Raw genomic sequence first — 26,040 nt, 5'->3', positions numbered from 1 at the left:
TGGTTCGCTATGGCGCGAGAGCGAGGCGTTGATTGCCGCGCGCAATTGTTGCTCAAAGAGAACCCCGCTGACTAGGCGGGGTTTTGAATTGCGACCGACCGATTGGGGTGTTGGCCGCATCGGATTTCAATCCCGAACTGAGGTTTGTATAGTCGTCCGAACGGGCGAGGTTGGCGCCGGCCTAACTGCACGATCTTCCCAGCCACGGATTTAAACGCAGCCGAGACGTTCGGGGTCTGCGTTTCAGTCGGCGTCAAGGCAGCATCTGGGGCAGGGCATCCGCCGGACGGCGCCGCAGCCACACGCCCGGTGGCCGCTCCATGGCTTATTTGCATGCTCTTCGCACACCCAGCCTGTAGCCCCGCCATCGCCCCGTGTTTCCATGCCCACATTTTCGCACCTCGATGCCCGCATTTATGCCCGCAAACGTGTGGGCATTGGTGCGAATGGATGCGAAAGCATGCACATAACTGGCACGCAAATGGCCGATGTTACAAGGGGCAAAGCGAGGCTATGCGAGGGAGGGATGGCGGAAGAGGTGGGATTCGAACCCACGGTACGGTTTCCCGCACGCCGGTTTTCAAGACCGGTTCCTTAAACCACTCGGACACTCTTCCAGTGCGCTGGCTTTATAACGGTCACGCGTCCAGCGTCAACCTCGCCTGCCCCATCAGCCCTCGGCAAAGCTCTTCAGAGTCTCGCCCGAAAGCCGATAGCGGATCCACTCTTTCATCGGCTCTGCGCCGATCGCCTCGTAGACCCGGATCGCCGGCGCGTTCCAGTCGAGCACGCTCCATTCGAACCGGCCGCAATCGTTCTCGATGGCGATCCGCGCCAGCCGCTTCAGCATCGCCTTGCCGGCGCCGAGCCCGCGCGCCTTCGGCGTCACATACAGGTCTTCAAGATAAAGCCCGTTCTTCGCCTGCCAGGTCGAATAGCTGAAGAACCAGATGGCCATGCCGATGGGAACGCCGTCCTGCTCGCAGACCAGCGCATGGGTCACCGATCCGGTGCCGAAGATGGAGTTCCCGATCGTCTCGGCGGTCGCCGCGACCTCGTGCTCGGCTTTTTCGTAGATCGCCAACTCGCGGATGAAACCGAGTAATGTCGCCGCATCCTCGCGGACGGCCTCACGTATGGTCAACGCCATCGAAAACCCTTTGGATTGAACGGGCTGAAGCTATGTCTTGAAGCTATATTGGGTGTCAAGACCGGCTGTACGGCCTACTCCGCCGCGGTCTTGATCTCGATCACCTCGACCTCGTAGGAATAGCCATCCAGCATGCCATAGGCCTGCTCGATGTTGCCAATCTCGGTCTCGGCCTTGCCGATCGCGTCGTCGATCGCCACGCAGCGGGATTTCAGCATGCGCCCTAGGACGTCCGCGTTAGGCTTGCGGCCGATGCGATCGATATGATTGCGGATGCGGGCGCGATGGCGCTCCATCTCCAGAATATGGAAGCGGGCGTTGACGATCTTGTCGGTCAGCTTGCGGCGCATGGCGGCGACAGGATCAAAACTGCCCGGCTCGCGCTCGTCGAGGATGATCTCGTTGACCAGCGTTTCGAGAATCATCAGCCCCTGCAGATCCTTGGTATCGGCGAGTTCCGGGTCGTAACCGGTTGTCGTCGTAGACCTTGCGGCGGACGGGATCGGAAAGAAGTTCGTAGGATGCCGTCAGCTTTCCGAATGCATCGACGTCGCCGCCGGCGTCCGGATGAACCGTTTTTGCGCGTTTGCGATAGGCAGACTTGATGGCAACGCCATCCGCCTCCCGCGAAACACCAAGCATCTCATAAGGGTCGATCACAGTGTCACCTGTTTTCGGCAAATCCGATTTCATTGTCTAACGGCTAAGGCCAGTGGTCTCAACCCCTCGCCCACTGTTATGGCCAATTATGGGCAGGGTCATGCCCCTGCCCGCCTTTCCCACAGGCTAGTCCGATCGGGCCCTCAGGCGGGTCCGATGGGGCTATCTCCGCCGGCGCGGCCAGGACGGGCGGCGGCCTTCGGCGACGGGCGCCATCAGGAAGCTGACCAGCACGCAGGGCAGCAATACCAGGAAGGTCGCGACAAGGCTGACATGCTCGGCGATGAAGCCGAGCAGTGGCGGCACGCCGATCGTCGACAACATCAGCGTCAGCGACAGCGCCGCAAGGTTTTCCGAGGGCCTGCCCTTGCCGAGCGCGATCGTCGTCGAGACTGCCAGCGGAAAAGCCAGCGCCACGCCGCAACCGATCAGAAAAAGTGCGGCGCCGGCAAGCGTCAGGCTCGGCATCGCCACGAGGAGCAAAATCCCAAGAGCGACGGAAACGGCCGAGGTGCGCACCAGGATCATGGAGCCAAAACTATCCCGCAGCATGTCGCCGGAAAGCCGCGTCAACCCCATACCGACGGTAAAGGCAGCATAAAGCACGCCGGCAATCGCCGGGTCGGCCTTCAGCTGTTCGCGCAGAAAAAAGATGCCCCAGTCGTAGACCGCGCCCTCGACGATGCAGAGGCCGAAAACCATCACGCAGATCAACACGATCGTCCTGTCGGGAAGCACGTAGGCAGATCCCTTGCGATCGGGCGGCGTCTCCGGTGCCGGGTCTCTTGGGGTAACCCAGAAGACGAACAAACAGGCGGCGATAACGAAACCGGTGGCGAGCGTCTGCTGCACAAAGGGCGTCACCGCCTTTTCGGCGAGGAAGCCGGAACAAAGAGAGCCGGCCAGCAGGCCGACCGACCAGAAACCATGGCTGCGGGACAGTACCTTCCGGCCCGTCCGCTGCTCTATGCCGGCGGAAATCATGTTGGCCGCCACGTCGAAAATGGTGCGGAAAAAACCGAACAGAAAGAAACAGATCACGAACCCGGCGACCGGAAGGATTGTCAGCGCCGGCGTCAGCAGGGCGCAGATCGGCAAGGTGACGAGCGCCGTCAGCCGCGGCGTCAGACGGTCGTTGATGCGGCCGGCCAGCGGCAACGCGAGAAAGGTGCCGACAGGTGCGCTCAGCAGGGCCAGACCGAGGCCGGCCTTGTCGATTCCCAGCGACGCCTGGATAGCCGGCAACCGCGTGAACAGCGAAATGAAGAGGATGGCATTGCTGAAATAAAGCAGCGCCGGCGGTAAAAGATTTTTCATCGAAATGCATGTCCGGGCGAATCAAATTTCCCGCTGCATTCCTGACAGCGTCGATGGATACCGACAAGCCGCGATAACGGGACGCTGCCTTGCGCCACCCACAGGCGGAATATCACGAAAACGTGCGGATAACGGCAGGGGCCGCTTCGACACGTCATCATTCTGTAATCATTCGGATTCGTTTGCATTCCAGAAAGGCGTTGCGCGAAAATTTTGCAGGCGCCATCTTCTCCTTGCGCCTAAAGGCGCTAGCCTTCTTTTGCTCGCCCTTGGAGAAAGCCCGATGCTGGTTCGATATGTTGCCATCGTTCTGTGTTTCGCTCTCTGTTCCTTTACCGCCGTCAAAGCCGAGGATCCGGTCGCCAATGCCCAGGCGGTGATTTCCAGCCAGATCGCTGCGCTGATGCACGACGACGCGGAAAAAGCCTATTCCTTCGCCTCGCCCGGGATCCGCAGTCTCTATCCCAATAAGGACCGGTTCCTGGATATGGTGCGGAAAACCTACGAGCCGGTCTATCATGCCGGCAACTATGCCTTCGGCCGCTCGAAGATGATCGGCGGCGGTGAAGTGGTGCTGCAGGAAGTGATGATCAGCGCCAAGGAGGGCAAGGACTGGACGGCCATCTACGAAATGCGGCTGATGGACGACGGGTCCTACAAGGTCAACGGCGTACGGATGATCCGCAACACCGCCAGCCAGGGAATTTGACAGCCTCGATCAGACCGGATCGATATCGCCCTTCGCCCACATTTCCTGGGTTTCGGCATAGAAATCCGCAAACCGCCCTTCGGCGATCGCCTGGCGGATGCCCTTCATCAGATCCTGATAATAATTCAGATTGTTCCAGGAGAGCAGCATGCCGCCGAGCGCCTCGTCGGCGCGCACGAGGTGATGCAGATAGGCGCGGGAATAATCGCGGGCGGCCGGGCAGCTCGATTCCTCGTCCAGCGGCCGCATGTCCTCAGCATGGCGGGCGTTGCGGATATTGACCTTGCCGCGGCGAGTGAAGGCAAGTCCATGGCGGCCCGAACGGGTCGGCATGACGCAATCGAACATGTCGATGCCGCGCGCCACCGATTTCAGCATGTCGTCCGGCGTGCCGACGCCCATCAGGTAACGCGGCTTTTCGAACGGCAGAACTGGAAGCGTGGTTTCGAGCATCTCCAGCATGACGTCCTGCGGCTCGCCAACGGCAAGCCCACCGACCGCATAACCCTTGAGATCGAGCTGTTTCAGGCCCTCTGCTGAGCGGACGCGAAGCTCGGGCTGGTCGCCGCCCTGGACGATGCCGAACATCGCCTTGCCCGGCTGATCGCCGAAAGCAACACGGCAGCGCTCGGCCCAGCGCAGCGACAGTTCCATCGCCCGCTCGATTTCCTTCGGCTCGGCAGGCAGCGCCACGCATTCGTCGAGCTGCATCTGGATGTCGGAGCCGAGCAGGCCCTGGATTTCGATCGAGCGTTCCGGCGACATGTGGTGCAGGCTGCCGTCCACATGGCTCTTGAACGTCACGCCCTTCTCGTCGAGCTTGCGAAGGCCCGACAGCGACATGACCTGGAACCCGCCGCTATCGGTGAGGATCGGATGTTTCCAGCGGATCAGCTCATGCAGGCCGCCAAGCCGGGCGACACGCTCCGCACCCGGGCGCAGCATCAGGTGGTAGGTATTGCCGAGAATGATATCGGCGCCGGTATCGCGCACCTGGTCGAGATACATGGCCTTGACGGTGCCGACCGTGCCGACCGGCATGAAGGCCGGGGTGCGGATCGTGCCGCGCGGCATGGTGATTTCGCCAAGCCGCGCGCCGCCATCGGTGGCCTTGAGATTGAACTGGAAAGTCTCGGTCATCGGTTGTCCCGGAAAAGAAGGCTGGAATCGCCATAGGAGTAAAAGCGGTAGCCGGTTTCGATCGCGTGGGAATAGGCCGCCCGCATCGTCTCCAAACCGCAGAAGGCCGAAACGAGCATGAACAGCGTCGATCGCGGCAGGTGGAAATTGGTCATCAGCATATCGGCCGTCTTGAACCGGTAGCCGGGCGTAATGAAGATGCCGGTCGCGCCGCTCCAGGGTTTTATCGCGCCGTCATCGGCAGCGGCGCTCTCGATCAGACGCAGCGATGTGGTACCGACGCAGACGATGCGGCCGCCGGCGCGTTTCACCGCATTCAGCCGCGCGGCTATCTCGGCGCTGACATGACCGATCTCCTGATGCATCTTGTGCTCGGTTGTGTCGTCCGCCTTGACCGGCAGGAAAGTCCCCGCCCCCACATGCAGCGTCACGAAATGCCGTTCGATGCCGGCGGCATCGAGGGCCGCGAACAGCTCCGGCGTAAAGTGCAGCCCCGCAGTCGGTGCCGCAACCGCACCCTCCTCGCGGGCGTAGATGGTCTGGTAGTCCTTTTGATCCTGCGCATCTTCCGGGCGCTTGGCGGCAATATAGGGCGGCAGCGGAATGTGCCCGACCGCCATGATCGCTTCGTCGAGTGCAGGGCCGGAAAGATCGAAGCGCAGAGTGACTTCGCCGCCCTCGCCTTTGTCTTCTACGGTTGCGGCAAGCGAACCGATCAGGCAGGCACTGCCGCCATGTCCGAATTCGATCCGGTCGCCGATCTTGATGCGTTTTCCCGGCTTAGCGAAGGCCTTCCAGCGATCTGGGGCGACGCGCATATGCAGCGTCGCGGAAACCTGCTGGCCGCCCGCTCCTTCGCGGTGGCGGATGCCTTCCAGCTGCGCCGGTATGACCTTGGTGTCGTTGAAGACCAGCGCGTCGCCCGGTCTCAGAAAACCCGGCAAATCGGACACGCGGTGATCGGCAAGCACCGGTTCACTCTCCGGCCGGACGACAAGCAGCCGGGCGCTGTCGCGCGGGCTGGCGGGCCTGAGTGCGATATTTTCTTCCGGGAGATCGAAGTCGAAGAGATCGACGCGCATGGATTTTCCAAAAGCGAAACCCGCCCCGCCGACAGACGGAGCGGGCTATTCATTCCGTCGAGATCAGACGTCGGCGGCGACGCGGACCGAAACGATCGAGTCCGGATCCTTGACCGGCTCGCCCTTCTTGATCTGGTCGATGAAGTCCATGCCTTCGATGACCTGGCCCCACACGGTGTACTGCTTGTTCAGCCACGGTGCATCGGTGAAGCAGATGAAGAACTGCGAATTGGCCGAGTTCGGGCTCTGCGAACGGGCCATGGAGCACGTGCCGCGTACATGCGGAACGGCGGAGAATTCAGCCTTCAGGTCCGGCTTTTCCGAGCCGCCCATGCCGGCACGAGCCGGGTTGAAGCTCTCGGAGCCCTGCTTGCCGAACTTCACGTCACCCGTCTGGGCCATGAAATCGGGAATGACGCGGTGGAAAACGACGCCGTCATAGGCATTTTCGCGGGCGAGTTCCTTGATGCGGGCAACGTGGCCCGGCGCCAGATCCGGAAGCAACGAAATGACAACCTTGCCCTTGGTGGTTTCCACAATGAGGGTGTTTTCCGGATCCTTGATCTCGGCCATGTGCTTTCTCCTTAATTCGGCGCCCGATTGTCGTCCGCGACGGGGCGCCCTTCGTTTAGTTCTTCGCCTTTTGGGCGCTTACTTCTTGCCGACAGTGACCTTGATCATCTTGTCGGGATCGGTGACTTCGCCGTTGCCGCCCTGGCCGCGCTTGATCTTGTCGACGAATTCCATGCCCGACACGACCTTGCCGACCGCCGTGTACTGGCCGTCCAGGCTCGGATATTTGGTGAACATGATGAAGAATTGCGAGTTCGCGGAATTCGGATCCTGCGAGCGCGCCATGCCGACGATGCCGCGCTCGAACGGTACCTTCGAGAATTCGGCCGGAATGTTGGGCATTTCAGAACCGCCCATGCCGGCGCGGGCCGGGTTGAAGCTTTTGCCGCCCTGCTTGCCGAACTGCACGTCGCCCGTCTGGGCCATGAAGCCGTTGATGACGCGGTGGAAGACGACGTTGTCGTATTCGCCCTTGGCGGCGAGCGCCTTGATCTGCGCCACATGTTTCGGTGCGACTTCCGGCATCAGCTGGATCACCACCGGGCCATCCTTCAGCTGGATGGTCAGGAAATCATCGGGCGCGGCGAGAGCCGGCAGGACCATCGAAGCGAGGGCGAAAGCGCCGGCAACGGCAAGACGAAGCAGTCTCATGGAAAGGACTCCGGGGTTCGGAAACGATCAGCGTTTCAGCTTGTTGTTCAGGGCCTTGAGGACCGCGGCAGGCACGAAGGCGCTGACGTCGCCGCCCATGGCCGCGATCTGCCGGACCAATGTGGCCGTAATGGGCCGCGAGGCGGTGCCGGCCGGTAGGAAAACAGTCTGGATATCCGGCGCCATCTGCCGGTTCATGCCAGCCATCTGCATTTCATAATCGAGATCGGTGCCATCGCGCAGGCCTCGGATCAGAAGCCCGGCGCCGTTGGCGCGGGCGGCGTCAACCACCAGCTTGTCGAATGAAACGACCGAAACATGGCCCGCCCTGTCCGGCAGCGCCTCTGCAAGCGACGCCCTGATGAGTTCGGCCCGCTCCTCGAAGGTGAACATCGGCACCTTGCCCGGATGAATGCCGATCGCGACGATCACCGTGTCCGCGACATTCAGCGCCTGGACAAGCACGTCCAGATGGCCGTGTGTCATCGGATCGAAAGAACCGGGATAAAAAGCAGTTGTCATGCCGAGGTCCGGGCCTGTTTCAGCGAAATTTCGACGCCTTTTGTCACGGAAGCCGCTCTACCGCAAGCATCTCGCAATTCTGAACGAAAGATGAATGGCCCGTTCAAGGGCGTTTCAGCGGCCCTGTGGTCTTATGACGATCGTGGCGGGTGAAAGACCCGTCCGTATCTCGGGAGAAACGACGACAAATGCTGGCTTTGATGGTGATGGGAGCGGTGGTTCTCGCTTTTGCACTGGAGGCTTTCGTTGTCGCCTTCGGATCGGAAGAAGCCTGAAAGACTTTGAATTCTGAACGCCAGATGAACAGAGCATTCAAGGAGGCTTCAGAGCGGCAAGGTTAAGTATCTCTCAAAATGCGGTGGAACCTGTTTGCGCGGTGCGCGTTCAGGCTAACAAGAAGGACAGATGGCGATGATCGCGAGAAGGAAAACGATCATGCTGGACAAGATCACCATGATCAATCTGGTTTGGACGGCCATGATTGCGGTGATGCTGACGGCAACAGTAACCCTTTATCAAGATAAATCCCAATTGGCAGATCTGAATTATCCGCAGGTAACGGGTCGTTATAGCGATCTCTCGTACTACTGAGGCGGATACACGGACCAGAAAGGATCCCCATGTTCGTGACGTTGACAGTACTTGCAGGTTTGATCAGCATCATGTTCGTGGCTTCCGTGGCCTCAACGATTTCCGAGCTCCAGCGCGAACGTGCCGACATGAAGGATTTCAGGGATTTCGCGCGCCGTCACAGCGCATTCTGACGATTTCACTGTAGCGAACCGCCTTCACAGACTTTCCCGTCGCAAGCGGTTCAAACAAAAGCCGGAGGATTTTCATCCTCCGGCTTTTTAGTGTGCCCGGTTTTTAGGGGGAATGCGGCCTATTCGGCCGCACCCTCATCCGTCGGGCCGGCTTCCGGGGCGGCGGCGCCGAGATCACCGGTTTCGCTGACGATTTCCTCCGGCAGGCCATTGCCGTTCTCCTCGTCGCCTTCCGGCTCGCTGATACGCTCGACCGAAACAACCTTCTCGTCTTTCGCCGTCGAGAAGATCGTGACGCCCTTCGTGGCGCGGCTGGCGATGCGGATGCCGTTGACCGGAACGCGGATCAGCACGCCGCCATCGGACACGAGCATGATCTGGTCGTTGTCCTCAATCGGGAAGGCGGCGACCAGTTCGCCGATCTCCGCGGTCTTGGACGTATCGGTCGCGCGGATGCCCTTGCCGCCGCGGCCCGAGGTGCGGAAGTCGTAAGAGGACGACCGCTTGCCAAAACCCTTTTCCGAAACCGTCAGCACGAACTGTTCCCGTGCCTTCAATTCCTCGTAACGCTCATCGGAGAGCTGTCCCTCTTCGGTGACTTCCTCACCCACGAGAGCGATGTCCTCCTCGTCCACGCCAGCGGCGCGACGTTCGGTCGCCGAACGCTTGAGATAGGCCGCGCGCTCCCAGGGCTCCGCATCCACATGGCCGACAATGGTCATGGAGATGATGCGGTCGCTGTCGCCCAGCGTGATGCCGCGCACGCCGATCGAATTGCGGCCGGCAAAGACGCGCACGTCACCAACGGGGAAGCGAATGCACTGGCCGAGCGCGGTGGTCAGCAGCACGTCGTCCTGATCGGTGCAGGTCTCGACGGAGAGGATTTCGTCGCCCTCCTCCTCGAGCTTCATGGCGATCTTGCCGTTGCGGTTAACCTGCACGAAGTCAGACAGCTTGTTGCGGCGAACGGTGCCGCGAGTGGTCGAGAACATGACGTCGAGGTTATCCCAGGTCGCCTCGTCCTCGGGCAGCGGCATGATCGTGGTGATGCGTTCGCCGGGTTCCAGCGGCAGCATGTTGATCAGGGCCTTGCCGCGGGACTGCGGCGTGCCGATCGGCAGGCGCCAGACCTTTTCCTTGTAGACGATGCCGCGCGAGGAGAAGAACAGTACCGGCGTGTGGGTATTGGCCACGAACAAGCGCGTGACGAAATCCTCGTCGCGCGTCGCCATGCCGGAACGGCCCTTGCCGCCGCGACGCTGGGCGCGATAGGTGCCGAGCGTGACGCGCTTAATATAACCGAGATGCGAAACGGTGACGACCATGTCCTCGCGGGCAATCAGATCCTCGTCGTCCATTTCGAGACCGCCTTCGAGGATCTGCGTACGGCGCGGGGTGCCGAATTCGTCGCGCACGGCGGCTAGTTCGTCCTTGACGATCGTCTGGATGCGCAGGCGCGACGAGAGGATGTCGAGATAGTCGCTGATCTCGGCGCCGATCTTGTTGAGTTCGTCACCGATTTCATCGCGGCCGAGCGCCGTCAGGCGGGCGAGACGGAGCTCGAGGATGGCGCGGGCCTGTTCCTCGGACAGATTGTAGGTGCCGTCCTCATTGATCTTGTGGCGCGGATCGTCGATGAGGCGGATCAGCGCATCGACGTCCTGAGCCGGCCAACGACGGGTCATCAACTGCTCGCGCGCCGTCTGCGGATCGGGAGCGCGGCGGATCAGGAGGATGATCTCGTCGATATTGGCGACTGCGATCGCAAGGCCCACCAAGACGTGGGCGCGTTCGCGAGCCTTGCGCAGCAGGTATTTCGTGCGCCGACTCACCACTTCCTCGCGGAAGGAGACGAAAGCGCGCAGCATGTCGAGCAGCGCGAGCTGTTCCGGCTTGCCGCCGTTCAGTGCCACCATGTTGCAGCCGAAGGAGGTCTGCAGCGGCGTGTAGCGATAGAGCTGGTTGAGGATGACGTCCGCATTGGCATCGCGCTTCAGCTCGACGACAACCCGGTAACCCTGGCGGTCGGATTCGTCGCGCAGGTCGGAAATGCCCTCGATACGCTTTTCGCGCACCAGTTCGCCGATCTTCTCGACCATGGTCGCCTTGTTCACCTGGAAGGGAACTTCGGTGATGATGATCTGCTCGCGGTCGCCGCGCATCGGCTCGATTGCCGCGACGCCGCGCATGATCACCGAGCCGCGGCCGGTTTCATAAGCGGAACGGATACCAGCCCGCCCGAGGATCAGCGCCCCTGTCGGAAAGTCCGGACCGGGAATGATCTCCATCATTTCCGGCAGCTCGATCGCCGGGTTGTCGATCAGGGCGATACAGCCGTTGATCACTTCCACCAGATTGTGCGGCGGGATGTTGGTCGCCATGCCGACGGCGATGCCGCCTGCGCCGTTGACGAGCAGGTTCGGGAATTTCGCCGGCACCACGACAGGCTCGGAGAGCGTGCCGTCGTAGTTGTCGCGGAAATCGACGGTTTCCTTGTCGAGATCGTCGAGCAGCGCGTGGGCTGCCTTCTCGAGGCGGCATTCGGTGTAACGTTCGGCCGCAGGGGGGTCGCCGTCGATCGAACCGAAATTGCCCTGACCGTCGATCAGCGGCAGGCGGAGCGACCAGTCCTGCGCCATACGCGCCAGCGCGTCATAGATCGCCGAGTTGCCGTGGGGATGGAATTTACCCATCACGTCCCCGGTCACACGGGCGCATTTGACGTATTTCTTGTTCCAGTCGATGCCGAGTTCCGACATGCCGTAGAGGATGCGCCGGTGGACCGGCTTCAATCCGTCGCGGACGTCAGGAAGGGCGCGGCTGACGATGACGCTCATTGCGTAATCGAGGTAGGACCGCTGCATCTCTTCCATGATGGAAATGGGTTCGATGCCTGGAGGCAGCTTTCCGCCGCCGGGTGTGCTTTGCTCAGTCAAATCGGATCACGATCTCTGTTCGGAATCAGTTTCTTTTTTATAGCGGAAAGCGGTTCCGAGCGCCAATTTCCACAATGGTTTTGAACAGCTTTTGCGGCTTTAACACGGCTTTTGAACAAGGTCGAAACATGCCGCGACGCGGACGGAGTGGGGTTTCTTTCGCTGCCGGCCTGTCCTAACAATCTTCGCATGCGACTGCAAGGATTGCAGCCTGACAGGGAGAGGATATGGCGACCCCCGATATGCTGGTCAATGCCCTGACCACGATGCTCGTGACACTCGACCCGCCCGGTCTGGCACCGGTCTTTCTGGGCCTGACCGTCGGCATGACTGCCCTCCAGCGCCGCCAGGTCGCATTCCGAGGATCGCTTATCGCCTTCGGCATCCTCGCCGTCTTTGCGCTGTTCGGTTCGAGCGTGCTCGGGCTGCTCGGCATATCGATCGGCGCCTTCCGCATTGCCGGCGGCCTGCTGCTCTTCTGGATCTCCTTCGAAATGGTGTTCGAAAAACGCCAGGAGCGAAAGGAAAAGACATCCCAGGCGGCGATCACCATCGACCACATCCACAATATCGCGGTGTTTCCGTTGGCACTGCCGCTGATTGCCGGACCGGGCGCGATCTCGGCGACCGTCCTGCTTTCCGGCACCCTGCCCGGCGTTCTAGACCGCGCGCTTTTCATCGGCGTCATCGCGCTGATCATGCTGCTCGTCTATGCGACGCTTTTGGTGGCCGAACGGCTCGACCGTTTCCTCGGGGTCACCGGACGGGCAATCCTCACCCGTCTGCTCGGCGTGATCCTTGCGGCGCTCTCCGTCCAGTTCGTCGTCGACGGGGTGCGCTCAGCCTTCAATCTTTAGGCCCGCACTCTTCGGGTAGGACGCACCCTTCGGTAAGACCTGGGCGACAGAGCGGAATTTTCTGCTAAAACGCGATTCAACCCCACCTCACTCGAAGGTCTCCATGATGCGCCGCATGTTGCGCCGGCTCCTGCCGGAAGCCACCCCCGTCAGTCCCAAGGAAAGATTGCGTGCAGCGCTTGGCGCACTCGCGGGCATTCTGGTGACCGGACTGCTGGGAAGCCTGGCTTTGAAGGCCGATGCAACGCTTCCGGCACTAGTCGCCCCTATGGGTGCTTCGGCCGTGCTGCTGTTTGCAGTGCCTTCCAGCCCGCTTGCACAGCCCTGGTCGATCCTCGGCGGCAATATCGTCGCAGCCCTGGTCGGCGTGACCGCCGCTCTTTTGATAACCAATCCGTTCCTGGCCTCGGCGGTGGCGATCGCCGTTGCCATCGCGGCGATGATGACGCTTCGCTGCCTGCATCCCCCGAGCGGCGCGATCGCGCTGACCGCAGTGCTCGGCGGACCGACGATCCATGAACTCGGATACGGTTTCGTGATTTGGCCGGTCGCCGGCAATTCGCTTATCCTGCTGCTGATCGCGCTGGCCTTCAACAATCTGACAGGACGTCGTTACCCGCACGCGGCCAAGCCGGCGGCGGCCGATCACGGCACGAGAGATCCCGCCTCGATCCAGCGCATCGGCTTCACCTCCGCCGACCTCGATGATGTCCTGAAAGAATACGACGAATTCCTGGATATCGACCGCGACGACCTCGAAACGATCCTGCGGCGGACGGAATTACGCTCCTATCGCCGGCGCGCCGGCCACCTCGATTGCGCCAGCATCATGTCCCGCGATGTGGTGGCGGTCGCACCGGACAATACGCTGAAGGAGGCGCACGACCTGATGCGCGCCCACCATTTCAAGGCCCTGCCGGTTACCAACGACAGGGCGGAAGTGGTTGGCATCGTCACTCAGACAGATTTTCTCGACAAGGCGAACTGGACGAGAGGCCGGCCGAAAATCGGTTTTGCCCAACGTGTGCGCCTCGTTCTGTCGGGCGCCAGCGCGCCGAACGACACGGTCAAGGACATCATGACGGCGCCGGTCAGGACGGTTGGCCCGACCACGCCGATCGCAGACGCTATCGTCATCTTCGCCGAGGAGGGGCTGCACTACCTGCCGGTCACCCGGGAGAACAACAAACTGGTGGGCATTCTATCGCAATCAGACGTCCTGGTCGCGATGCTCGCCGACAAGGCGGCCGCCTGAACAACAATTCAGGCAGCTGCCGTTTCAGAGATCGATGGTAACCGACAGATCAGAACGGGATGTCGTCGTCGAGATCACGGGAGAAATTGCCGCCTGCCGGCTGACCGCCGGAGGACTGACCGCCGCGGCTCGCACCGCCCGCAGCAGGCCGGCGCTCGTAATCGTCGCCGCCGCCAAAATCGTTGCCGCCGAAGTCATTGCCGACACGATTGCCGCCAGCACCACCACGGTCGCCGCCGCCCTCGCCGCGACCGTCCAGCATGGTCAGCGTCGAGTTGAAGCCCTGAAGCACGATTTCCGTCGAATAACGGTCGTTGCCGGTCTGGTCCTGCCACTTGCGGGTCTGCAGTGCGCCTTCGATATAGAGCTTGGCGCCCTTTTTCACATATTGCTCGACGACCTTGCAAAGGCCTTCGTTGAAGACGACGACCGTATGCCATTCGGTCTTCTCGCGGCGTTCACCGTTGTTGCGATCGCGCCAGGTTTCGGACGTGGCGATGCGAAGGTTGGCGATCGGCCGGCCGTCCTGCGTCCGGCGGATTTCAGGATCAGCCCCCACATTCCCCACCAGGATTACCTTGTTCACACTACCAGCCATATTCATCACCTCATCTGCCGCCCGGTAACGGCACCAAAAATCAATCGCGGCACTCTAGCCCATTGGGGCCAGCCATTGGGCTTTTGCGATCTTTAATCCACAGGCAAATTTGTTCTTTATTTGTTCTATTTTATTCCTATAGTGCTGTCAACCGACTCGGGAACGGCGCCGCATCGCAGCAGTTTCGTCTCGACAGCCGCGGATCAATCACTACATAAGGACCTTCAATCCTCCCGAGAGCATGAAGATGAGCGAACTGAAGAGCATTTCTATACGTGGTGCGCGCGAGCACAATTTGAAGGGCATCGATCTCGATTTGCCCCGCAATTCGCTGATCGTCATGACCGGCCTGTCGGGCTCGGGCAAGTCTTCGCTCGCCTTCGACACGATTTATGCGGAAGGCCAGCGGCGTTATGTCGAAAGCCTTTCGGCCTATGCGCGCCAGTTCCTGGAAATGATGCAGAAGCCGGATGTCGACCAGATCGACGGACTTTCCCCGGCGATCTCGATCGAGCAGAAGACGACGTCGCGCAATCCGCGCTCGACGGTCGGCACTGTCACCGAAATTTACGACTACATGCGCCTGCTTTTTGCGCGCGTCGGCGTGCCCTATTCGCCGGCGACCGGCCTGCCGATCGAAAGCCAGACGGTCAGCCAGATGGTCGACCGCATCCTCGCCTTCGAGGAAGGCACGCGTCTTTATATTCTGGCACCGATGATCCGCGGACGCAAAGGCGAGTACAAAAAGGAACTCGCCGACCTGATGAAAAAGGGGTTCCAGCGCGTCAAGGTCGACGGCCAGTTCTACGAGATCGCCGACGTTCCGGCGCTCGACAAGAAATACAAGCACGATATCGATATCGTCGTGGACCGGCTCGTGGTTCGCTCCGATATTGCCGCGCGTTTGGCCGATAGTCTCGAAACCTCGCTGAAGCTGGCCGACGGGCTGGCGGTTGCCGAGTTCGCCGACAAACCCCTGCCGCCGGAAGAGACTTCGGCCGGCGGATCCGCCAACAAGTCCCTCAACGAGACGCACGAACGGGTACTGTTTTCTGAAAAGTTCGCCTGCCCCGTTTCCGGATTCACCATTTCGGAAATCGAGCCGCGGCTGTTTTCGTTCAACAATCCCTTTGGCGCCTGCCCGACCTGCGATGGTCTCGGCTCGCAACAGAAGGTGGACGAAGCGCTGATCGTGCCGGAACCTGCCCGGACGCTGCGCGACGGCGCGATTGCGCCATGGGCGAAATCCACGTCGCCCTATTACAATCAGACGCTCGAAGCACTGGGCAAGGTTTTCGATTTCAAGCTGTCCAGCCGCTGGAACGAGCTTTCTGCGGAGGCGCAGAAAGCCATCCTCGAGGGCACCGAGGAAAAGATCGAATTCCACTATGCCGACGGCGCCCGCTCCTACAAGACGGTCAAGAATTTCGAAGGCATCGTGCCGAACCTCGAGCGCCGCTGGAAGGAAACCGACAGCGCCTGGGCGCGCGAGGAGATCGAACGGTACATGTCGGCAGCCCCCTGCCCGGCCTGCAACGGCTATCGCCTGAAGCCGGAGGCACTCGCCGTAAAGATCAACAAGCTGCATATCGGCCAGGTCACCGAGATGTCGATCCGGATCGCGCGCGACTGGTTCGAGGTGCTGCCGGAACAGTTGAACGCCAAGCAGAACGAGATCGCGGTCCGCATTCTGAAAGAGATCCGCGAGCGCCTGCGGTTCCTGAACGACGTCGGCCTCGATTATCTCAGCCTGTCGCGCAATTCCGGCACGCTCTCCGGCGGCGAAAGCCAGCGCATCCGGCTTGCCTCGCAGATCGGCTCCGGCCTGACCGGCGTGCTCTACGTGCTCGATGAGCCGTCGATCGGCCTGCACCAGCGCGACAATGCCCGCCTGCTCGACACGCTGAAACACCTGCGCGATATCGGCAATACGGTGATTGTCGTCGAGCATGACGAAGACGCGATCATGAGTGCCGACTACGTGGTCGATATCGGTCCTGCGGCCGGCATTCATGGCGGACAGGTGGTGGCCGAAGGCACGCCCAGCGAGGTAATGGCCAATCCGAAATCGCTGACCGGCAAATATCTGTCGGGCGAACTCGGCGTGCCGGTACCGGCGGAGCGCCGCAAGCCCAAGAAGGGCAAGGAAATCAAGGTTTTTGGCGCCCGCGGCAATAACCTCAAGAATGTCACCGCCGCCATTCCGCTCGGCGTGTTCACCGCTGTGACAGGCGTGTCCGGCGGCGGCAAGTCGACCTTCCTGATCGAGACGCTTTACAAATCCGCCGCGCGCCGCGTCATGGGCGCCCGCGAAATCCCGGCAGAGCACGACAGGATCGACGGTTTTGAACATATCGACAAGGTGATCGATATCGACCAGTCACCGATCGGCCGGACGCCGCGCTCAAACCCCGCCACCTATACCGGCGCCTTCACGCCGATCCGCGACTGGTTTGCCGGCTTGCCGGAGGCAAAGGCCCGCGGCTACCAGCCGGGCCGTTTCTCGTTCAACGTCAAGGGCGGCCGCTGCGAGGCCTGCCAGGGCGACGGCGTCATCAAGATCGAGATGCACTTCCTGCCCGACGTCTACGTCACCTGCGACGTCTGCCACGGCAAGCGCTACAATCGCGAAACGCTCGACGTCACCTTCAAGGGCAAGTCGATCGCCGACGTGCTCGACATGACGGTCGAGGAAGGCGTCGAGTTCTTCTCGGCGGTACCTGCGGTGCGCGACAAGCTGCAGTCGCTCTTCGAGGTCGGCCTCGGGTACATCAAGGTGGGCCAGCAGGCCAATACGCTTTCGGGTGGCGAGGCGCAGCGCGTCAAGCTAGCGAAGGAACTGTCGAAACGTTCGACGGGGCGCACGCTTTATATCCTCGACGAGCCGACGACCGGGCTGCATTTCCATGATGTCGCCAAGCTTCTGGAAATGCTGCAGGAACTGGTGAACCAGGGCAATTCCGTGGTGGTCATCGAGCATAATCTCGAGGTCATCAAGACGGCCGACTGGATCATCGATATCGGCCCTGAAGGCGGCACAGGCGGCGGCGAAGTGATCGCGGCCGGCACGCCCGAGCAGATTGTCAAGGAAAAGCGGTCCTATACCGGCCAATTCCTGAAGGAACTGCTGGAGCGTCGGCCGGTCAAGAAGGTGGAAGCGGCGGAGTGAATCTCTGCATGTGGGAGGGAATTGATGACCAAAGCCGGCACTATTCGCACGGGCATCGGCGGCTGGACCTTCGAGCCTTGGGAAGGCACGTTCTATCCTGAAAAACTGGCCAAGAAGAAACAGCTCGAATATGCCGCGAGCAAGCTAAAGGTGATCGAGGTCAACGGCACCTATTACGGATCGCAGAAGCCCGAGACCTTTGCCAAATGGGCATCCGAGGTTCCAGACGGTTTCATCTTTTCGCTGAAGGCCAGCCGCTTCACTACCAACCGCAAGGTTTTGGCCGAGGCGGGGGAGTCGATCGAAAAATTCCTGACCCAGGGTCTGACCGAGCTCGGCGATCATCTCGGGCCGCTGCTCTGGCAGTTCGCGCCGACCAAGAAGTTCGAGGCGGACGATTTCGAAGCCTTCCTGAAATTGCTGCCGAACAAGCTGGACGGGCTGAAGCTGACCCATGTGGTCGAGGTCCGCAACGACACATTCAAGGTGCCGGAATTTATCGCGCTGCTGGCGAAATATAATATCGCGCCGGTCTGTGCCGACCACTTCGACTATCCGATGATCGCGGATGTCACGGCGGATTTCGTCTACACGCGCCTGCAAAAAGGCTCGGACGACATCAAGACCTGCTACGCCGAAGAGGATATGAAGGCCTGGGCGAAAAGGCTGGAAACCTGGGCCGAGGGCGGCATGCCGGACGACCTGCCGCTGGTCGACGACAAACATAAGCCGAAGAAGGAGCCACGCGACGTCTTCGCCTTCTTCATCCATGAGGGCAAGGTGAACGCTCCCTATGGCGCGATGGCGATGCGCGAACTTCTGGAAAGCCGCAGCTAGGGATCCAGAAAGATGCCGGCATGGACGGCGAGATCTTCGGCCGTCATGCCCCTGCCCGCCCGCTTGCCGGCTTCGCCATGTAGATAGACGCCCGCAGCGGCCGCCTCGAATGCGGTCATGCCTTGGGCGAGTAATGCGCCGATCATGCCCGCGAGCACATCTCCGGAACCGGCAGTCGCCAGCCACGGCGGTCCGTTGGTATTGATGTAGGCGCGTCCGTCGGGGCTGGCGATCACCGTGTCGGCGCCCTTGTAGACAATGGCAGCGTGAGCGCGGGCGGAAGCCGCCACCGCCTTTTCCACCTTGCTCAGGTTATCATCCGCGGCGATGTCGGGGAAAAGCCGGGCGAATTCGCCCTCGTGCGGCGTCAGCACCAGATGGGGCTCTCCGCCGGCAAAGGCATCGAACAGGTCCGAAGGCTTTTCCTTGAAGGAGGTGATCCCGTCGGCGTCGAGCACCAGCGGCCGATCCTTCAATGCCAGCGCGAACTCCCTCGCCTTCTTGCCGATGCCAAATCCCGGTCCGAGCACGAAAGCGGCAAGCTTCGCCGTGCGAAGCCAGTTTTCCAGATCTTTGACTGTGTCCACCCGGTGCAGCATGATCGCGGTCAGCGAGGCCGCGTTGACCGGCATGGCGTCCTCCGGCGAACCGACCGTCACCAGCCCTGCCCCGGCCCTCAGGCCCGCGGTTGCCGAAAGGCGGGCGGCCCCGGTTTTGCCGGCCTCGCCGGAAAACACGGCCAGATGTCCCCGTCGGTATTTATGGGTCTCACTTCCCGGCTCGATCAGGAGACCGCGCCACAATTCAGGGCAATTCTCTTTCGTCCTGCCGGCAACCTCGCGAATGATGCGGGCTGGAATGCCGATATCGAAAACTTCGACGTCACCGCAGAGAGACCTGCCCGGCAGCAGCAGGTGGCCCGGCTTGCGAGTCATGAAAGTGACCGTATGGGCGGCCTGAAAGGCGGCGCCGAGCGGCACGCCCCGCCTCCCGCAGAGACCGGACGGCAGGTCCACCGCAAGAACTGATATCCCCGCCTCGCCGACCTCGCGGATCACCTCCGCGACAATGTCCGGCACGTTGCGCGTCAGGCCGGCGCCGAACAGCGCGTCGACCACCACGTCGCCGGTCCGCGGCTGATAGGCTTCGAGAGGTTTCGACGGCAGGCCGCAGAGGTCGCGCGCCCGCCTTGCATCGCCTTTCAGTGTTCTGGGATCACCGAGATGATGGACGTCAACGGTCGCGCCGGCTTCGGCAAGCGCGCGGGCCGCGACATATCCGTCCCCCCCATTGTTTCCGGGACCGCAGAGTGCGACAAAACGCAACGCGCCGGGAAAATGCCGAAGCGCGGCGGCAGAAATCGCGCGGCCTGCCCTGTCCATCAGGTCGAAGGACGGAATGCCGGATCGGGCAGAGGCGGCATCCGCCGCCGTCATCTCGTCAGGCGTCAGCAGCAGTGAAACAAGCGAAGCATCCATAGCGCTATTGAACGGAAAGATGATCAGAAAACAAGCGCCACTTCTCTAACCAGAATGGCATAAAAGTTATGCAATTGCCTAAATAAGTGACTTCGCCTTGACTATATTCGATATCACTTAAGTTCCGAAAAAACTTCAAAAAACTCCGATTCTTGTGTCGCAACGCACAAATTTCGAGAAAAACGGAAGCAGTTTTGCCACTGAACCTGCTGTTTTATGGGGAATCGGTACAAAACCGCATTGTTTTTTTGAAAGTGCCATGTGAGTTTGGCACGATAACTGCATTGGCATGGGCGAGCGGGTAACGGCCTGCTTCAAGAGAGAAGCGGAGATATAGTTTCTCATGAAAAAGATCGAAGCGATCATCAAGCCTTTCAAGCTCGACGAAGTGAAGGAAGCCCTTCAGGAAGTCGGCTTGCAGGGGATCACAGTGACCGAAGCCAAGGGCTTTGGCCGCCAGAAGGGCCATACGGAGCTCTATCGCGGCGCTGAATACGTCGTCGACTTTCTGCCTAAGGTGAAGGTCGAGGTCGTCCTGGCGGACGAGAATGCGGATGCGGTCATCGAGGCGATCCGCAACGCTGCACAGACTGGACGGATCGGAGACGGCAAGATATTCGTCTCCAACATCGAGGAAGTCATTCGCATCCGCACCGGTGAAACGGGCGTGGACGCCATCTAAACGCCCGCAAAATACCGCCCCAAGGCCAAAGGCCGGGGTTTCATCGTCATCGTACATCGAGGAGGTCATATGACGAGCGCAAGCGAAATCATGAAACAAATCAAGGAAAACGACGTCAAGTTCGTGGACCTGCGCTTTACCGACCCGAAGGGCAAGCTGCAGCATGTGACCATGGACGTCGTCTGCGTCGATGAGGACATGTTTGCCGATGGCGTCATGTTCGACGGTTCCTCGATCGGCGGCTGGAAGGCCATCAACGAGTCGGACATGGTGCTGATGCCGGATCCGGCGACGGTCCACATGGACCCCTTCTTCGCTCAGTCGACGATGGTCATCTTTTGCGACATTCTCGATCCGATTTCGGGCGAAGCCTATAACCGCGATCCGCGCGGCACCGCCAAGAAGGCCGAAGCCTATTTGAAGGCATCCGGTATCGGTGATACGGTATTTGTCGGCCCCGAGCCGGAATTCTTCGTCTTCGACGACGTCAAGTACAAGGCCGATCCTTATAACACCGGCTTCAAGCTCGACTCGTCGGAACTGCCGTCGAACGACGACACCGATTACGAGACTGGCAACCTTGGTCACCGTCCGCGCGTCAAGGGTGGCTATTTCCCGGTTCCGCCGGTCGACAGCCTCCAGGACATGCGCTCCGAAATGCTGACGGTGCTAGCCGAAATGGGCGTGGTCGTCGAAAAGCATCACCACGAAGTGGCTTCTGCCCAGCACGAGCTCGGCGTCAAGTTCGACACGCTGGTGCGCAACGCCGACAAGATCCAGATCTACAAGTACGTCGTGCACCAGGTCGCCAATGCCTATGGCAAGACCGCGACCTTCATGCCGAAGCCGATCTTCGGCGATAACGGCTCTGGCATGCACGTGCACCAGTCGATCTGGAAGGACGGCAAGCCGACCTTCGCCGGCGACGAATATGCCGGCCTTTCCGAAAGCTGCCTCTTCTATATCGGCGGCATCATCAAGCATGCCAAGGCGATCAACGCCTTCACCAATCCGACGACGAACTCCTACAAGCGTCTCGTCCCGGGTTATGAAGCGCCGGTTCTGCTTGCCTATTCCGCTCGTAACCGCTCGGCTTCGTGCCGCATTCCGTTCGGCACCGGGCCAAAGTCGAAGCGTGTCGAAGTCCGTTTCCCGGACCCGCTGGCAAACCCGTATCTGGCCTTCGCCGCCATGCTGATGGCCGGCCTCGACGGCATCAAGAACAAGATCCATCCCGGCAAGGCCATGGACAAGGATCTCTACGACCTGCCGCCGAAGGAGCTGAAGAAGATCCCGACCGTCTGCGGCTCTTTGCGTGAAGCGCTCGAAAACCTCGACCGCGACCGCAAGTTCCTGACCGCCGGCGGCGTCTTCGACGACGATCAGATCGACGCCTATATCGAGCTCAAGATGGTGGAAGTCATGCGCTTCGAAATGACGCCGCATCCGGTCGAGTTCGACATGTATTACTCGGCCTGATCCGGTCAGCGCCTCGTGAAACTGGAAACGGCGGGTCACAAGCCCGCCGTTTGTCGTTCCATGGCAGCGATATCTCTTCAGCGAATTTTTCGAAGCATAGTTACGCACCCGGCATGGTGCTCGTTGTGGGCGGCGCAGTCCTGGCGACGAAAGGGCCGTGGAGGCTCACTAGGCCTTAAGTCTATCCGTGGAACGAAGTGGGCCCGCCTGCATTAATCTCTTGATGTCGGAGAATTTTATTCCCACATTAGGATGCGAAAGGACATCGCACCATGAAACAACGCAACGCTAAATTTACCATCGGAGAAGTGGTCCGCCACAAGGTTTTTCCGTTTCGGGGCGTCGTGTTCGATGTGGATCCGGAATTCGCCAATACGGAAGAATGGTGGAATTCCATTCCCGCAGAAATCCGGCCGAACAAGGACCAGCCCTTCTATCATCTCCTCGCGGAGAATGACGAGACGGAATATGTCGCCTATGTTTCAGAGCAGAACCTGGAGCATGACGAAAATGATGCCCCGCTGCGCAATCCGCAGGTCTACCAGATCTTCGATCGCGGACCATCCGGCCAGTTGAAGCCCAAGATCATACTGGCCCACTAAACTCCATTCCGAGAACTGGAAAGGCGTCGGCATCCCAGCCGGCGCTTTTTTTGTGTCCGGAATCAGAAAGCCCGGCGCGTGGCCGGGCTTTGAAATTGTCTGGCTCCCGCTGAAAGCTTACTGGCCCTGCTTTGCAGCGTTCTGGGCGTCTTCCAGCTTCTTGCGGGTTTCTTCCGCCTTGCGCTGCATGCCTTCTTCAAGGCTGCGCTGGCTCTGGGCGATCTGTTCCTGCGGCATGGCCGGGCCATCAAAGATGCCGGTAAAGCCGGTCAGCGGAACCTTGATCGGGTTCGGCGCGCGACGGAAGTTGATCGAGGTGAAGACCACCTCGCTGCCCTTCTTGAGGCTGGCGATCATCGCGTCCGTCAGCGGCACTTCGGCAGTGCACTTGTCCGGAAGGCAGACGATATAATCGAGCTTCTGGCCCTTGCCGCCATCGATCTGCATGACGATGCCGGGCGGCACGAGGCGCGCGGTCGGTACAGAGACCTGCATGATCTTGCGGTTGACCTTGCCTTCGACCGTGATCAGGCCGACGGCGGTGATGAGCTGACCGTTCTGGGCAGCAATGATGTTCTGCACGACGCAGAGGTCGCTGTCGTCCTGCTTTGTGCAGGTCTTGAACCAGCCGAGCGGCGGTGCGCCAGGAGCCCCCGCGGCCGGAGCATCCTGTGCAAGAGCTGCAACCGGCAGCGCGATTGCGCCGGCCGAAAGAGCGAGAGCAGACATTGCCGTCCGCAGAACTTGGGTTGCCTTAAGCATCATAACGAGATCCGTCTCCTGAAATCAGCTGGGTACGGCAGACGCCGTCAACTCCCTCGGGGTGTCCTACTGCCTGTGACCTGTCGGTCAAATGAGGCAATTGAATGACCCGCCCGTCTGGCCAACCTGTTACATCGGGCAGGCATCGATATCCAGTCCCTCTTTCGTATTTTTTGACAAGGAGTTAATGCCGACGATCACTCTTTTGCACATAGCGGTGGTTGGTGGGCCTGATGGCATGCGCTATTTTGCAGGCGAATCAGCGAGGATTTCACCGCCATGGGTCCCATGCGACGCTTCCTTCCCCTCATCGCCGCGTTTCTGATCGGCGCTCCGGCATTGGCCGAACCGGTCCATGGGATCGCCATGCACGGCAGCCCGGCGCTCGGCCCCGACTATAAGCATTTTCCCTATGTAAACCCGGCTGTGAAGAAGGGCGGCAAGATTTCCTATGGCGTCGTCGGCACGTTCGACAACCTCAATCCGTTCATCCTCAAAAGCATGCGCACTACCGCGCGTGGCCTGTGGGATACGATCCTCGGGCACCTCATCTACGAACCGCTGATGACCCGCTCCAGCGATGAAGCCTTCACGCTTTACGGTCTGCTGGCCGAAAGCGCGGAATGGGACGACAACCGCAGCTTCATCCAATTCAATCTCAATCCGAAGGCCAAATGGTCGGACGGACAGCCGGTGACGCCGGACGACGTGATTTTCACCTTCGAATTGCTGCGCGACAAGGGGCGCATCCCGTTTTCGGGCCGGCTCTCACCGGTCGACAAGGTTGAAAAGGTCGGCGAGCATGGGGTCCGCTTCACCTTCAATGCCAAGGCTGACCGGGAATTTCCGCTGATTCTCGCGACCTCGACGCCGATCCTGCCGAAACACGTGATCGATCCAGCCACGTTCGACCAGTCGACGCTGAAGCCGCCGGTCGGCTCCGGCCCATACCGGGTCAAATCCGTTTCGCCCGGAGAACGGATCGTCTATGAGCGAATTCCGGATTACTGGGGCAAGGATATTCCCGCCAAGGTGGGTTTCGACAATTACGATCAGATCAGCGTCGAATATTTCCTGCAGGACAACACGTTGTTCGAAGCCTTCAAGAAAGGCGCGATCGACATCTATCTCGATGGCAGTCCGACACACTGGGCGCGGGCCTATGATTTCCCGGCGGTCCAGAACGGCGATGTGATCAAGGATGCGTTCAAGCCGCAGCTGCCGACCGGCATGCTCGGTTTCGTGTTCAATACGAGAAAAGCGATCTTTGCCGACGTGAACGTGCGCGCCGGCCTGTCGCTCGCCTTCGATTTCGAGTGGGCCAACAAGAACCTCTTCGAAGGCGCCTATACCCGCACCGAAAGTTTCTGGCAGAACTCGCCCCTCTCCTCGCTCGGCAAGCCGGCGGACGAGCGGGAACTGCAGATCCTCGGGACTATCAAGACCAGGATCGAACCGGCAGTCCTCAATGGCACTTACCACCTCCCGAAGACCGATGCCTCCGGCGCGGATCGCAAAGTGCTGCGTAATGCGGTCGATCTTCTCAAGAAGGGCGGTTATGCGATCAAGAACGGCAGGATGTCGGACGCTTCCGGCAGACCACTTGCCTTCGAGGTGATGACCCAGAGCCAGGACCAGGAAAAGCTGGCGATCGCCTATCAGCGGACGCTGAAGATGATCGGCGTCGGGATGTCGATCCGCACCGTCGATGATGCACAATACCAGGCCCGCTCCGGCAATTTCGACTATGACATGATCGTCAAATCCTATCCGTCGTCGCTGTCGCCCGGCATCGAACAGGCCGGGCGCTGGGGTTCGGATTCCCGCAATCGCGACGGCAGTTTCAATTTTGCCGGAACTGCGGATCCCGATCTCGACAAGCTGATCGAGACCATGCTGACGGTGCGCAGCAAGGAGGACTTCGAGGCGACTGTGCGTGCCTATGACCGGATGCTGATTTCAGGTCACTACCTCGTTCCGCTCTATCATATCCCCGATCAATGGGTGGCGCGTCGCAAGTATATCGGTTATCCGGAGAAACTGCCGCTCTATGGCTACCAGCTCAACACCTGGTGGGATAAGCGGGCGCAATAATCCAGTCTCTTACGGTTACCGAAGAAAGGACGCCGCCATGGAGCGCGTAACCATCGACATCGTTTCGGACATCGTCTGCCCCTGGTGTTACCTCGGCAAGGCAAGGATGGAACTGGCAGTCGCCGAAGTGCAGGACGAGATCGGGGTCGACATCAACTGGCGCCCTTATCGGCTCAACCCGGACCATCCGCCCGAGGGCGTCGACCATCAGGCCGACCTTGCCGCCAAGCTCGGCGGCAGGCAAGCCGTCGAACGCGCCCACGATATGCTGAAGAAGCTCGGCGAAGAGGTCGGGATCAAGTATGATTTTGAGGCGATCAAGATCGGCCCCAACACGCTCGATGCGCATCGCCTGCTGCATTGGGCGATCGTCGAAGACCGCCAAATTCAGGACAAGGTCGCGACAGCCCTGTTCAAGGCGAATTTCGAGGAGGGTCGCAATGTCGGCGACCATGCCGTGCTCGCCGACATCGCCGAAAAGTCGGGCCTCGACCGGAAGGTCATCGAGAACCTGCTGGCAAGCGACGCCGACAAGGATACCGTCCTTGGGGAGATCGAGGCGGCCCAGAAGATGGGCGTGACCGGCGTGCCGTTCTTCATCATCGACGGGCAGTATGCCGTGAGCGGCGCCCAGACGCCGGACGTATTTGCCAATGCGCTGCGGGAAATCGCCAAGCTGAAGGCGGAAGCTCGCAAGGGCATGATCTAAGAACGGCGAAACGC

The 26,040-nt window shown here is 60.5% G+C and carries 23 protein-coding genes, 1 tRNA gene and 1 pseudogene; 12 read left to right on the top strand and 13 right to left on the bottom strand.

The window, feature by feature from the left end; all coding sequences use genetic code 11:
- Nucleotides 1–527: 527 nt before the first annotated feature.
- The 4 genes and pseudogenes from ACZ9IU_RS11375 to ACZ9IU_RS11360 form a co-directional block, all read right to left on the bottom strand.
- Nucleotides 528–617 (bottom strand) — tRNA-Ser (locus ACZ9IU_RS11375).
- A gap of 53 nt (nucleotides 618–670) precedes the next feature.
- Complete coding sequence (locus tag ACZ9IU_RS11370; protein ID WP_038543013.1) at nucleotides 671–1,150, bottom strand: GNAT family N-acetyltransferase; 480 nt, start codon at nucleotides 1,148–1,150, stop codon at nucleotides 671–673.
- Nucleotides 1,151–1,224: 74 nt separating this feature from the next.
- Nucleotides 1,225–1,843 (bottom strand): annotated as a pseudogene (locus tag ACZ9IU_RS11365) (J domain-containing protein).
- Nucleotides 1,844–1,972: 129 nt separating this feature from the next.
- Nucleotides 1,973–3,127 (bottom strand): MFS transporter, encoded by a 1,155-nt coding sequence (locus ACZ9IU_RS11360; RefSeq protein ID WP_038543009.1) that lies wholly within the window; start codon nucleotides 3,125–3,127, stop codon nucleotides 1,973–1,975.
- A 283-nt stretch (nucleotides 3,128–3,410) separates the two neighbouring features.
- Here ACZ9IU_RS11360 and ACZ9IU_RS11355 point away from each other — a divergent pair, with 283 nt between their 5' ends.
- On the top strand, nucleotides 3,411–3,836 hold the full coding sequence (locus ACZ9IU_RS11355) for a DUF4864 domain-containing protein (protein WP_038543007.1): 426 nt from the start codon (nucleotides 3,411–3,413) through the stop codon (nucleotides 3,834–3,836).
- A gap of 9 nt (nucleotides 3,837–3,845) precedes the next feature.
- On the opposite strand, the gene tgt is transcribed toward ACZ9IU_RS11355, so the two are convergent.
- The 5 genes from tgt to coaD all read right to left on the bottom strand — a co-directional run bounded on the left by tgt (nucleotide 3,846) and on the right by coaD (nucleotide 7,804).
- The gene (gene tgt / locus ACZ9IU_RS11350; protein ID WP_038543005.1) at nucleotides 3,846–4,976 is read right to left on the bottom strand and encodes a tRNA guanosine(34) transglycosylase Tgt; all 1,131 of its coding nucleotides are present in this window, start codon (nucleotides 4,974–4,976) and stop codon (nucleotides 3,846–3,848) included.
- On the bottom strand, nucleotides 4,973–6,058 hold the full coding sequence (gene queA, locus ACZ9IU_RS11345) for a tRNA preQ1(34) S-adenosylmethionine ribosyltransferase-isomerase QueA (RefSeq protein ID WP_038543003.1): 1,086 nt from the start codon (nucleotides 6,056–6,058) through the stop codon (nucleotides 4,973–4,975). Before queA ends, tgt begins: the two co-directional genes overlap by 4 nt.
- Nucleotides 6,059–6,121: 63 nt before the next feature.
- Nucleotides 6,122–6,631, bottom strand: a complete 510-nt coding sequence (locus tag ACZ9IU_RS11340) for a peptidylprolyl isomerase (protein WP_038543001.1) — start codon at nucleotides 6,629–6,631, stop codon at nucleotides 6,122–6,124.
- Nucleotides 6,632–6,709: 78 nt separating this feature from the next.
- Complete coding sequence (locus tag ACZ9IU_RS11335) at nucleotides 6,710–7,282, bottom strand: peptidylprolyl isomerase (RefSeq protein WP_038542999.1); 573 nt, start codon at nucleotides 7,280–7,282, stop codon at nucleotides 6,710–6,712.
- A gap of 27 nt (nucleotides 7,283–7,309) precedes the next feature.
- Nucleotides 7,310–7,804: a pantetheine-phosphate adenylyltransferase gene (coaD, locus tag ACZ9IU_RS11330; protein WP_038542997.1), complete on the bottom strand. Its 495-nt coding sequence runs from the start codon at nucleotides 7,802–7,804 to the stop codon at nucleotides 7,310–7,312.
- 435 nt (nucleotides 7,805–8,239) lie between these two features.
- On the opposite strand from coaD, the gene ACZ9IU_RS11325 reads away from it, so the two are divergent.
- Together ACZ9IU_RS11325 and ACZ9IU_RS11320 are read left to right on the top strand one after the other, a co-directional pair.
- Nucleotides 8,240–8,395, top strand: coding sequence for a hypothetical protein (locus ACZ9IU_RS11325; protein WP_155414821.1), 156 nt, complete (start codon nucleotides 8,240–8,242; stop codon nucleotides 8,393–8,395).
- A gap of 35 nt (nucleotides 8,396–8,430) precedes the next feature.
- Nucleotides 8,431–8,568 (top strand): hypothetical protein, encoded by a 138-nt coding sequence (locus ACZ9IU_RS11320; RefSeq protein ID WP_162182320.1) that lies wholly within the window; start codon nucleotides 8,431–8,433, stop codon nucleotides 8,566–8,568.
- Between the two features lie 119 nt (nucleotides 8,569–8,687).
- On the opposite strand, the gene gyrA is transcribed toward ACZ9IU_RS11320, so the two are convergent.
- On the bottom strand, nucleotides 8,688–11,504 hold the full coding sequence (gene gyrA, locus ACZ9IU_RS11315; RefSeq protein ID WP_038542995.1) for a DNA gyrase subunit A: 2,817 nt from the start codon (nucleotides 11,502–11,504) through the stop codon (nucleotides 8,688–8,690).
- A 227-nt stretch (nucleotides 11,505–11,731) separates the two neighbouring features.
- On the opposite strand from gyrA, the gene ACZ9IU_RS11310 reads away from it, so the two are divergent.
- Complete coding sequence (locus ACZ9IU_RS11310; RefSeq protein WP_038542993.1) at nucleotides 11,732–12,361, top strand: MarC family protein; 630 nt, start codon at nucleotides 11,732–11,734, stop codon at nucleotides 12,359–12,361.
- Between the two features lie 106 nt (nucleotides 12,362–12,467).
- The gene (locus ACZ9IU_RS11305) at nucleotides 12,468–13,616 is read left to right on the top strand and encodes an HPP family protein (RefSeq protein WP_038549199.1); all 1,149 of its coding nucleotides are present in this window, start codon (nucleotides 12,468–12,470) and stop codon (nucleotides 13,614–13,616) included.
- A gap of 49 nt (nucleotides 13,617–13,665) precedes the next feature.
- Here the strand turns inward: ACZ9IU_RS11305 and ACZ9IU_RS11300 are convergent, their stop codons facing one another.
- Nucleotides 13,666–14,214, bottom strand: a complete 549-nt coding sequence (locus ACZ9IU_RS11300) for a single-stranded DNA-binding protein (RefSeq protein ID WP_007763736.1) — start codon at nucleotides 14,212–14,214, stop codon at nucleotides 13,666–13,668.
- A 247-nt stretch (nucleotides 14,215–14,461) separates the two neighbouring features.
- Between ACZ9IU_RS11300 and uvrA the strand changes: the two genes are divergently transcribed.
- Complete coding sequence (gene uvrA / locus ACZ9IU_RS11295; protein ID WP_038549195.1) at nucleotides 14,462–17,383, top strand: excinuclease ABC subunit UvrA; 2,922 nt, start codon at nucleotides 14,462–14,464, stop codon at nucleotides 17,381–17,383.
- A 24-nt stretch (nucleotides 17,384–17,407) separates the two neighbouring features.
- Complete coding sequence (locus ACZ9IU_RS11290) at nucleotides 17,408–18,220, top strand: DUF72 domain-containing protein (RefSeq protein ID WP_038542991.1); 813 nt, start codon at nucleotides 17,408–17,410, stop codon at nucleotides 18,218–18,220.
- Here the strand turns inward: ACZ9IU_RS11290 and ACZ9IU_RS11285 are convergent.
- A complete protein-coding gene (locus ACZ9IU_RS11285; RefSeq protein ID WP_038542989.1) occupies nucleotides 18,217–19,698 on the bottom strand; it encodes an NAD(P)H-hydrate dehydratase in 1,482 nt (493 codons plus the stop codon). The genes ACZ9IU_RS11290 and ACZ9IU_RS11285 overlap by 4 nt on opposite strands.
- A gap of 343 nt (nucleotides 19,699–20,041) precedes the next feature.
- Here ACZ9IU_RS11285 and ACZ9IU_RS11280 point away from each other — a divergent pair, with 343 nt between their 5' ends.
- The 3 genes from ACZ9IU_RS11280 to hspQ all read left to right on the top strand — a co-directional run bounded on the left by ACZ9IU_RS11280 (nucleotide 20,042) and on the right by hspQ (nucleotide 22,461).
- Nucleotides 20,042–20,380, top strand: coding sequence for a P-II family nitrogen regulator (locus tag ACZ9IU_RS11280; protein WP_038542987.1), 339 nt, complete (start codon nucleotides 20,042–20,044; stop codon nucleotides 20,378–20,380).
- Nucleotides 20,381–20,449: 69 nt separating this feature from the next.
- Nucleotides 20,450–21,859: a type I glutamate--ammonia ligase gene (gene glnA, locus ACZ9IU_RS11275; RefSeq protein ID WP_037087011.1), complete on the top strand. Its 1,410-nt coding sequence runs from the start codon at nucleotides 20,450–20,452 to the stop codon at nucleotides 21,857–21,859.
- Between the two features lie 272 nt (nucleotides 21,860–22,131).
- The gene (gene hspQ / locus ACZ9IU_RS11270; protein ID WP_007753924.1) at nucleotides 22,132–22,461 is read left to right on the top strand and encodes a heat shock protein HspQ; all 330 of its coding nucleotides are present in this window, start codon (nucleotides 22,132–22,134) and stop codon (nucleotides 22,459–22,461) included.
- Between the two features lie 117 nt (nucleotides 22,462–22,578).
- On the opposite strand, the gene ACZ9IU_RS11265 is transcribed toward hspQ, so the two are convergent.
- Entirely contained in the window at nucleotides 22,579–23,226 is a 648-nt protein-coding gene (locus ACZ9IU_RS11265) for an invasion associated locus B family protein (RefSeq protein ID WP_038542985.1), read from the bottom strand.
- Nucleotides 23,227–23,511: 285 nt separating this feature from the next.
- Here ACZ9IU_RS11265 and ACZ9IU_RS11260 point away from each other — a divergent pair, with 285 nt between their 5' ends.
- On the top strand, nucleotides 23,512–25,317 hold the full coding sequence (locus ACZ9IU_RS11260; RefSeq protein ID WP_038549193.1) for an extracellular solute-binding protein: 1,806 nt from the start codon (nucleotides 23,512–23,514) through the stop codon (nucleotides 25,315–25,317).
- Between the two features lie 37 nt (nucleotides 25,318–25,354).
- Nucleotides 25,355–26,026, top strand: a complete 672-nt coding sequence (locus tag ACZ9IU_RS11255) for a DsbA family oxidoreductase (RefSeq protein WP_038542983.1) — start codon at nucleotides 25,355–25,357, stop codon at nucleotides 26,024–26,026.
- Nucleotides 26,027–26,040: the final 14 nt, after the last annotated feature.

The organism is Mesorhizobium sp. USDA 4132, assembly GCF_056279545.1.
The sequence above is the reverse complement of the archived record's forward strand: the minus strand, read 5'-3'. Positions and strand labels throughout refer to the sequence as shown.

Excerpts from the sequence above, each read along its gene's own strand:
- ACZ9IU_RS11265 (WP_038542985.1), bottom strand. The coding sequence starts at position 23,226 with ATGATGCTTAAGGCAACCCAAGTTCTGCGGACGGCAATGTCTGCTCTC.
- hspQ (WP_007753924.1), top strand. The coding sequence starts at position 22,132 with ATGAAACAACGCAACGCTAAATTTACCATCGGAGAAGTGGTCCGCCAC.
- ACZ9IU_RS11310 (WP_038542993.1), top strand. The coding sequence starts at position 11,732 with ATGGCGACCCCCGATATGCTGGTCAATGCCCTGACCACGATGCTCGTG.
- queA (WP_038543003.1), bottom strand. The coding sequence starts at position 6,058 with ATGCGCGTCGATCTCTTCGACTTCGATCTCCCGGAAGAAAATATCGCA.
- ACZ9IU_RS11280 (WP_038542987.1), top strand. The coding sequence starts at position 20,042 with ATGAAAAAGATCGAAGCGATCATCAAGCCTTTCAAGCTCGACGAAGTG.
- ACZ9IU_RS11290 (WP_038542991.1), top strand. The coding sequence starts at position 17,408 with ATGACCAAAGCCGGCACTATTCGCACGGGCATCGGCGGCTGGACCTTC.
- ACZ9IU_RS11340 (WP_038543001.1), bottom strand. The coding sequence starts at position 6,631 with ATGGCCGAGATCAAGGATCCGGAAAACACCCTCATTGTGGAAACCACC.
- ACZ9IU_RS11285 (WP_038542989.1), bottom strand. The coding sequence starts at position 19,698 with ATGGATGCTTCGCTTGTTTCACTGCTGCTGACGCCTGACGAGATGACG.
- coaD (WP_038542997.1), bottom strand. The coding sequence starts at position 7,804 with ATGACAACTGCTTTTTATCCCGGTTCTTTCGATCCGATGACACACGGC.
- ACZ9IU_RS11255 (WP_038542983.1), top strand. The coding sequence starts at position 25,355 with ATGGAGCGCGTAACCATCGACATCGTTTCGGACATCGTCTGCCCCTGG.
- ACZ9IU_RS11355 (WP_038543007.1), top strand. The coding sequence starts at position 3,411 with ATGCTGGTTCGATATGTTGCCATCGTTCTGTGTTTCGCTCTCTGTTCC.
- ACZ9IU_RS11370 (WP_038543013.1), bottom strand. The coding sequence starts at position 1,150 with ATGGCGTTGACCATACGTGAGGCCGTCCGCGAGGATGCGGCGACATTA.
- ACZ9IU_RS11360 (WP_038543009.1), bottom strand. The coding sequence starts at position 3,127 with ATGAAAAATCTTTTACCGCCGGCGCTGCTTTATTTCAGCAATGCCATC.
- ACZ9IU_RS11300 (WP_007763736.1), bottom strand. The coding sequence starts at position 14,214 with ATGGCTGGTAGTGTGAACAAGGTAATCCTGGTGGGGAATGTGGGGGCT.
- ACZ9IU_RS11325 (WP_155414821.1), top strand. The coding sequence starts at position 8,240 with ATGCTGGACAAGATCACCATGATCAATCTGGTTTGGACGGCCATGATT.
- glnA (WP_037087011.1), top strand. The coding sequence starts at position 20,450 with ATGACGAGCGCAAGCGAAATCATGAAACAAATCAAGGAAAACGACGTC.
- tgt (WP_038543005.1), bottom strand. The coding sequence starts at position 4,976 with ATGACCGAGACTTTCCAGTTCAATCTCAAGGCCACCGATGGCGGCGCG.
- ACZ9IU_RS11260 (WP_038549193.1), top strand. The coding sequence starts at position 23,512 with ATGCGACGCTTCCTTCCCCTCATCGCCGCGTTTCTGATCGGCGCTCCG.
- uvrA (WP_038549195.1), top strand. The coding sequence starts at position 14,462 with ATGAGCGAACTGAAGAGCATTTCTATACGTGGTGCGCGCGAGCACAAT.
- ACZ9IU_RS11335 (WP_038542999.1), bottom strand. The coding sequence starts at position 7,282 with ATGAGACTGCTTCGTCTTGCCGTTGCCGGCGCTTTCGCCCTCGCTTCG.
- ACZ9IU_RS11305 (WP_038549199.1), top strand. The coding sequence starts at position 12,468 with ATGCGCCGCATGTTGCGCCGGCTCCTGCCGGAAGCCACCCCCGTCAGT.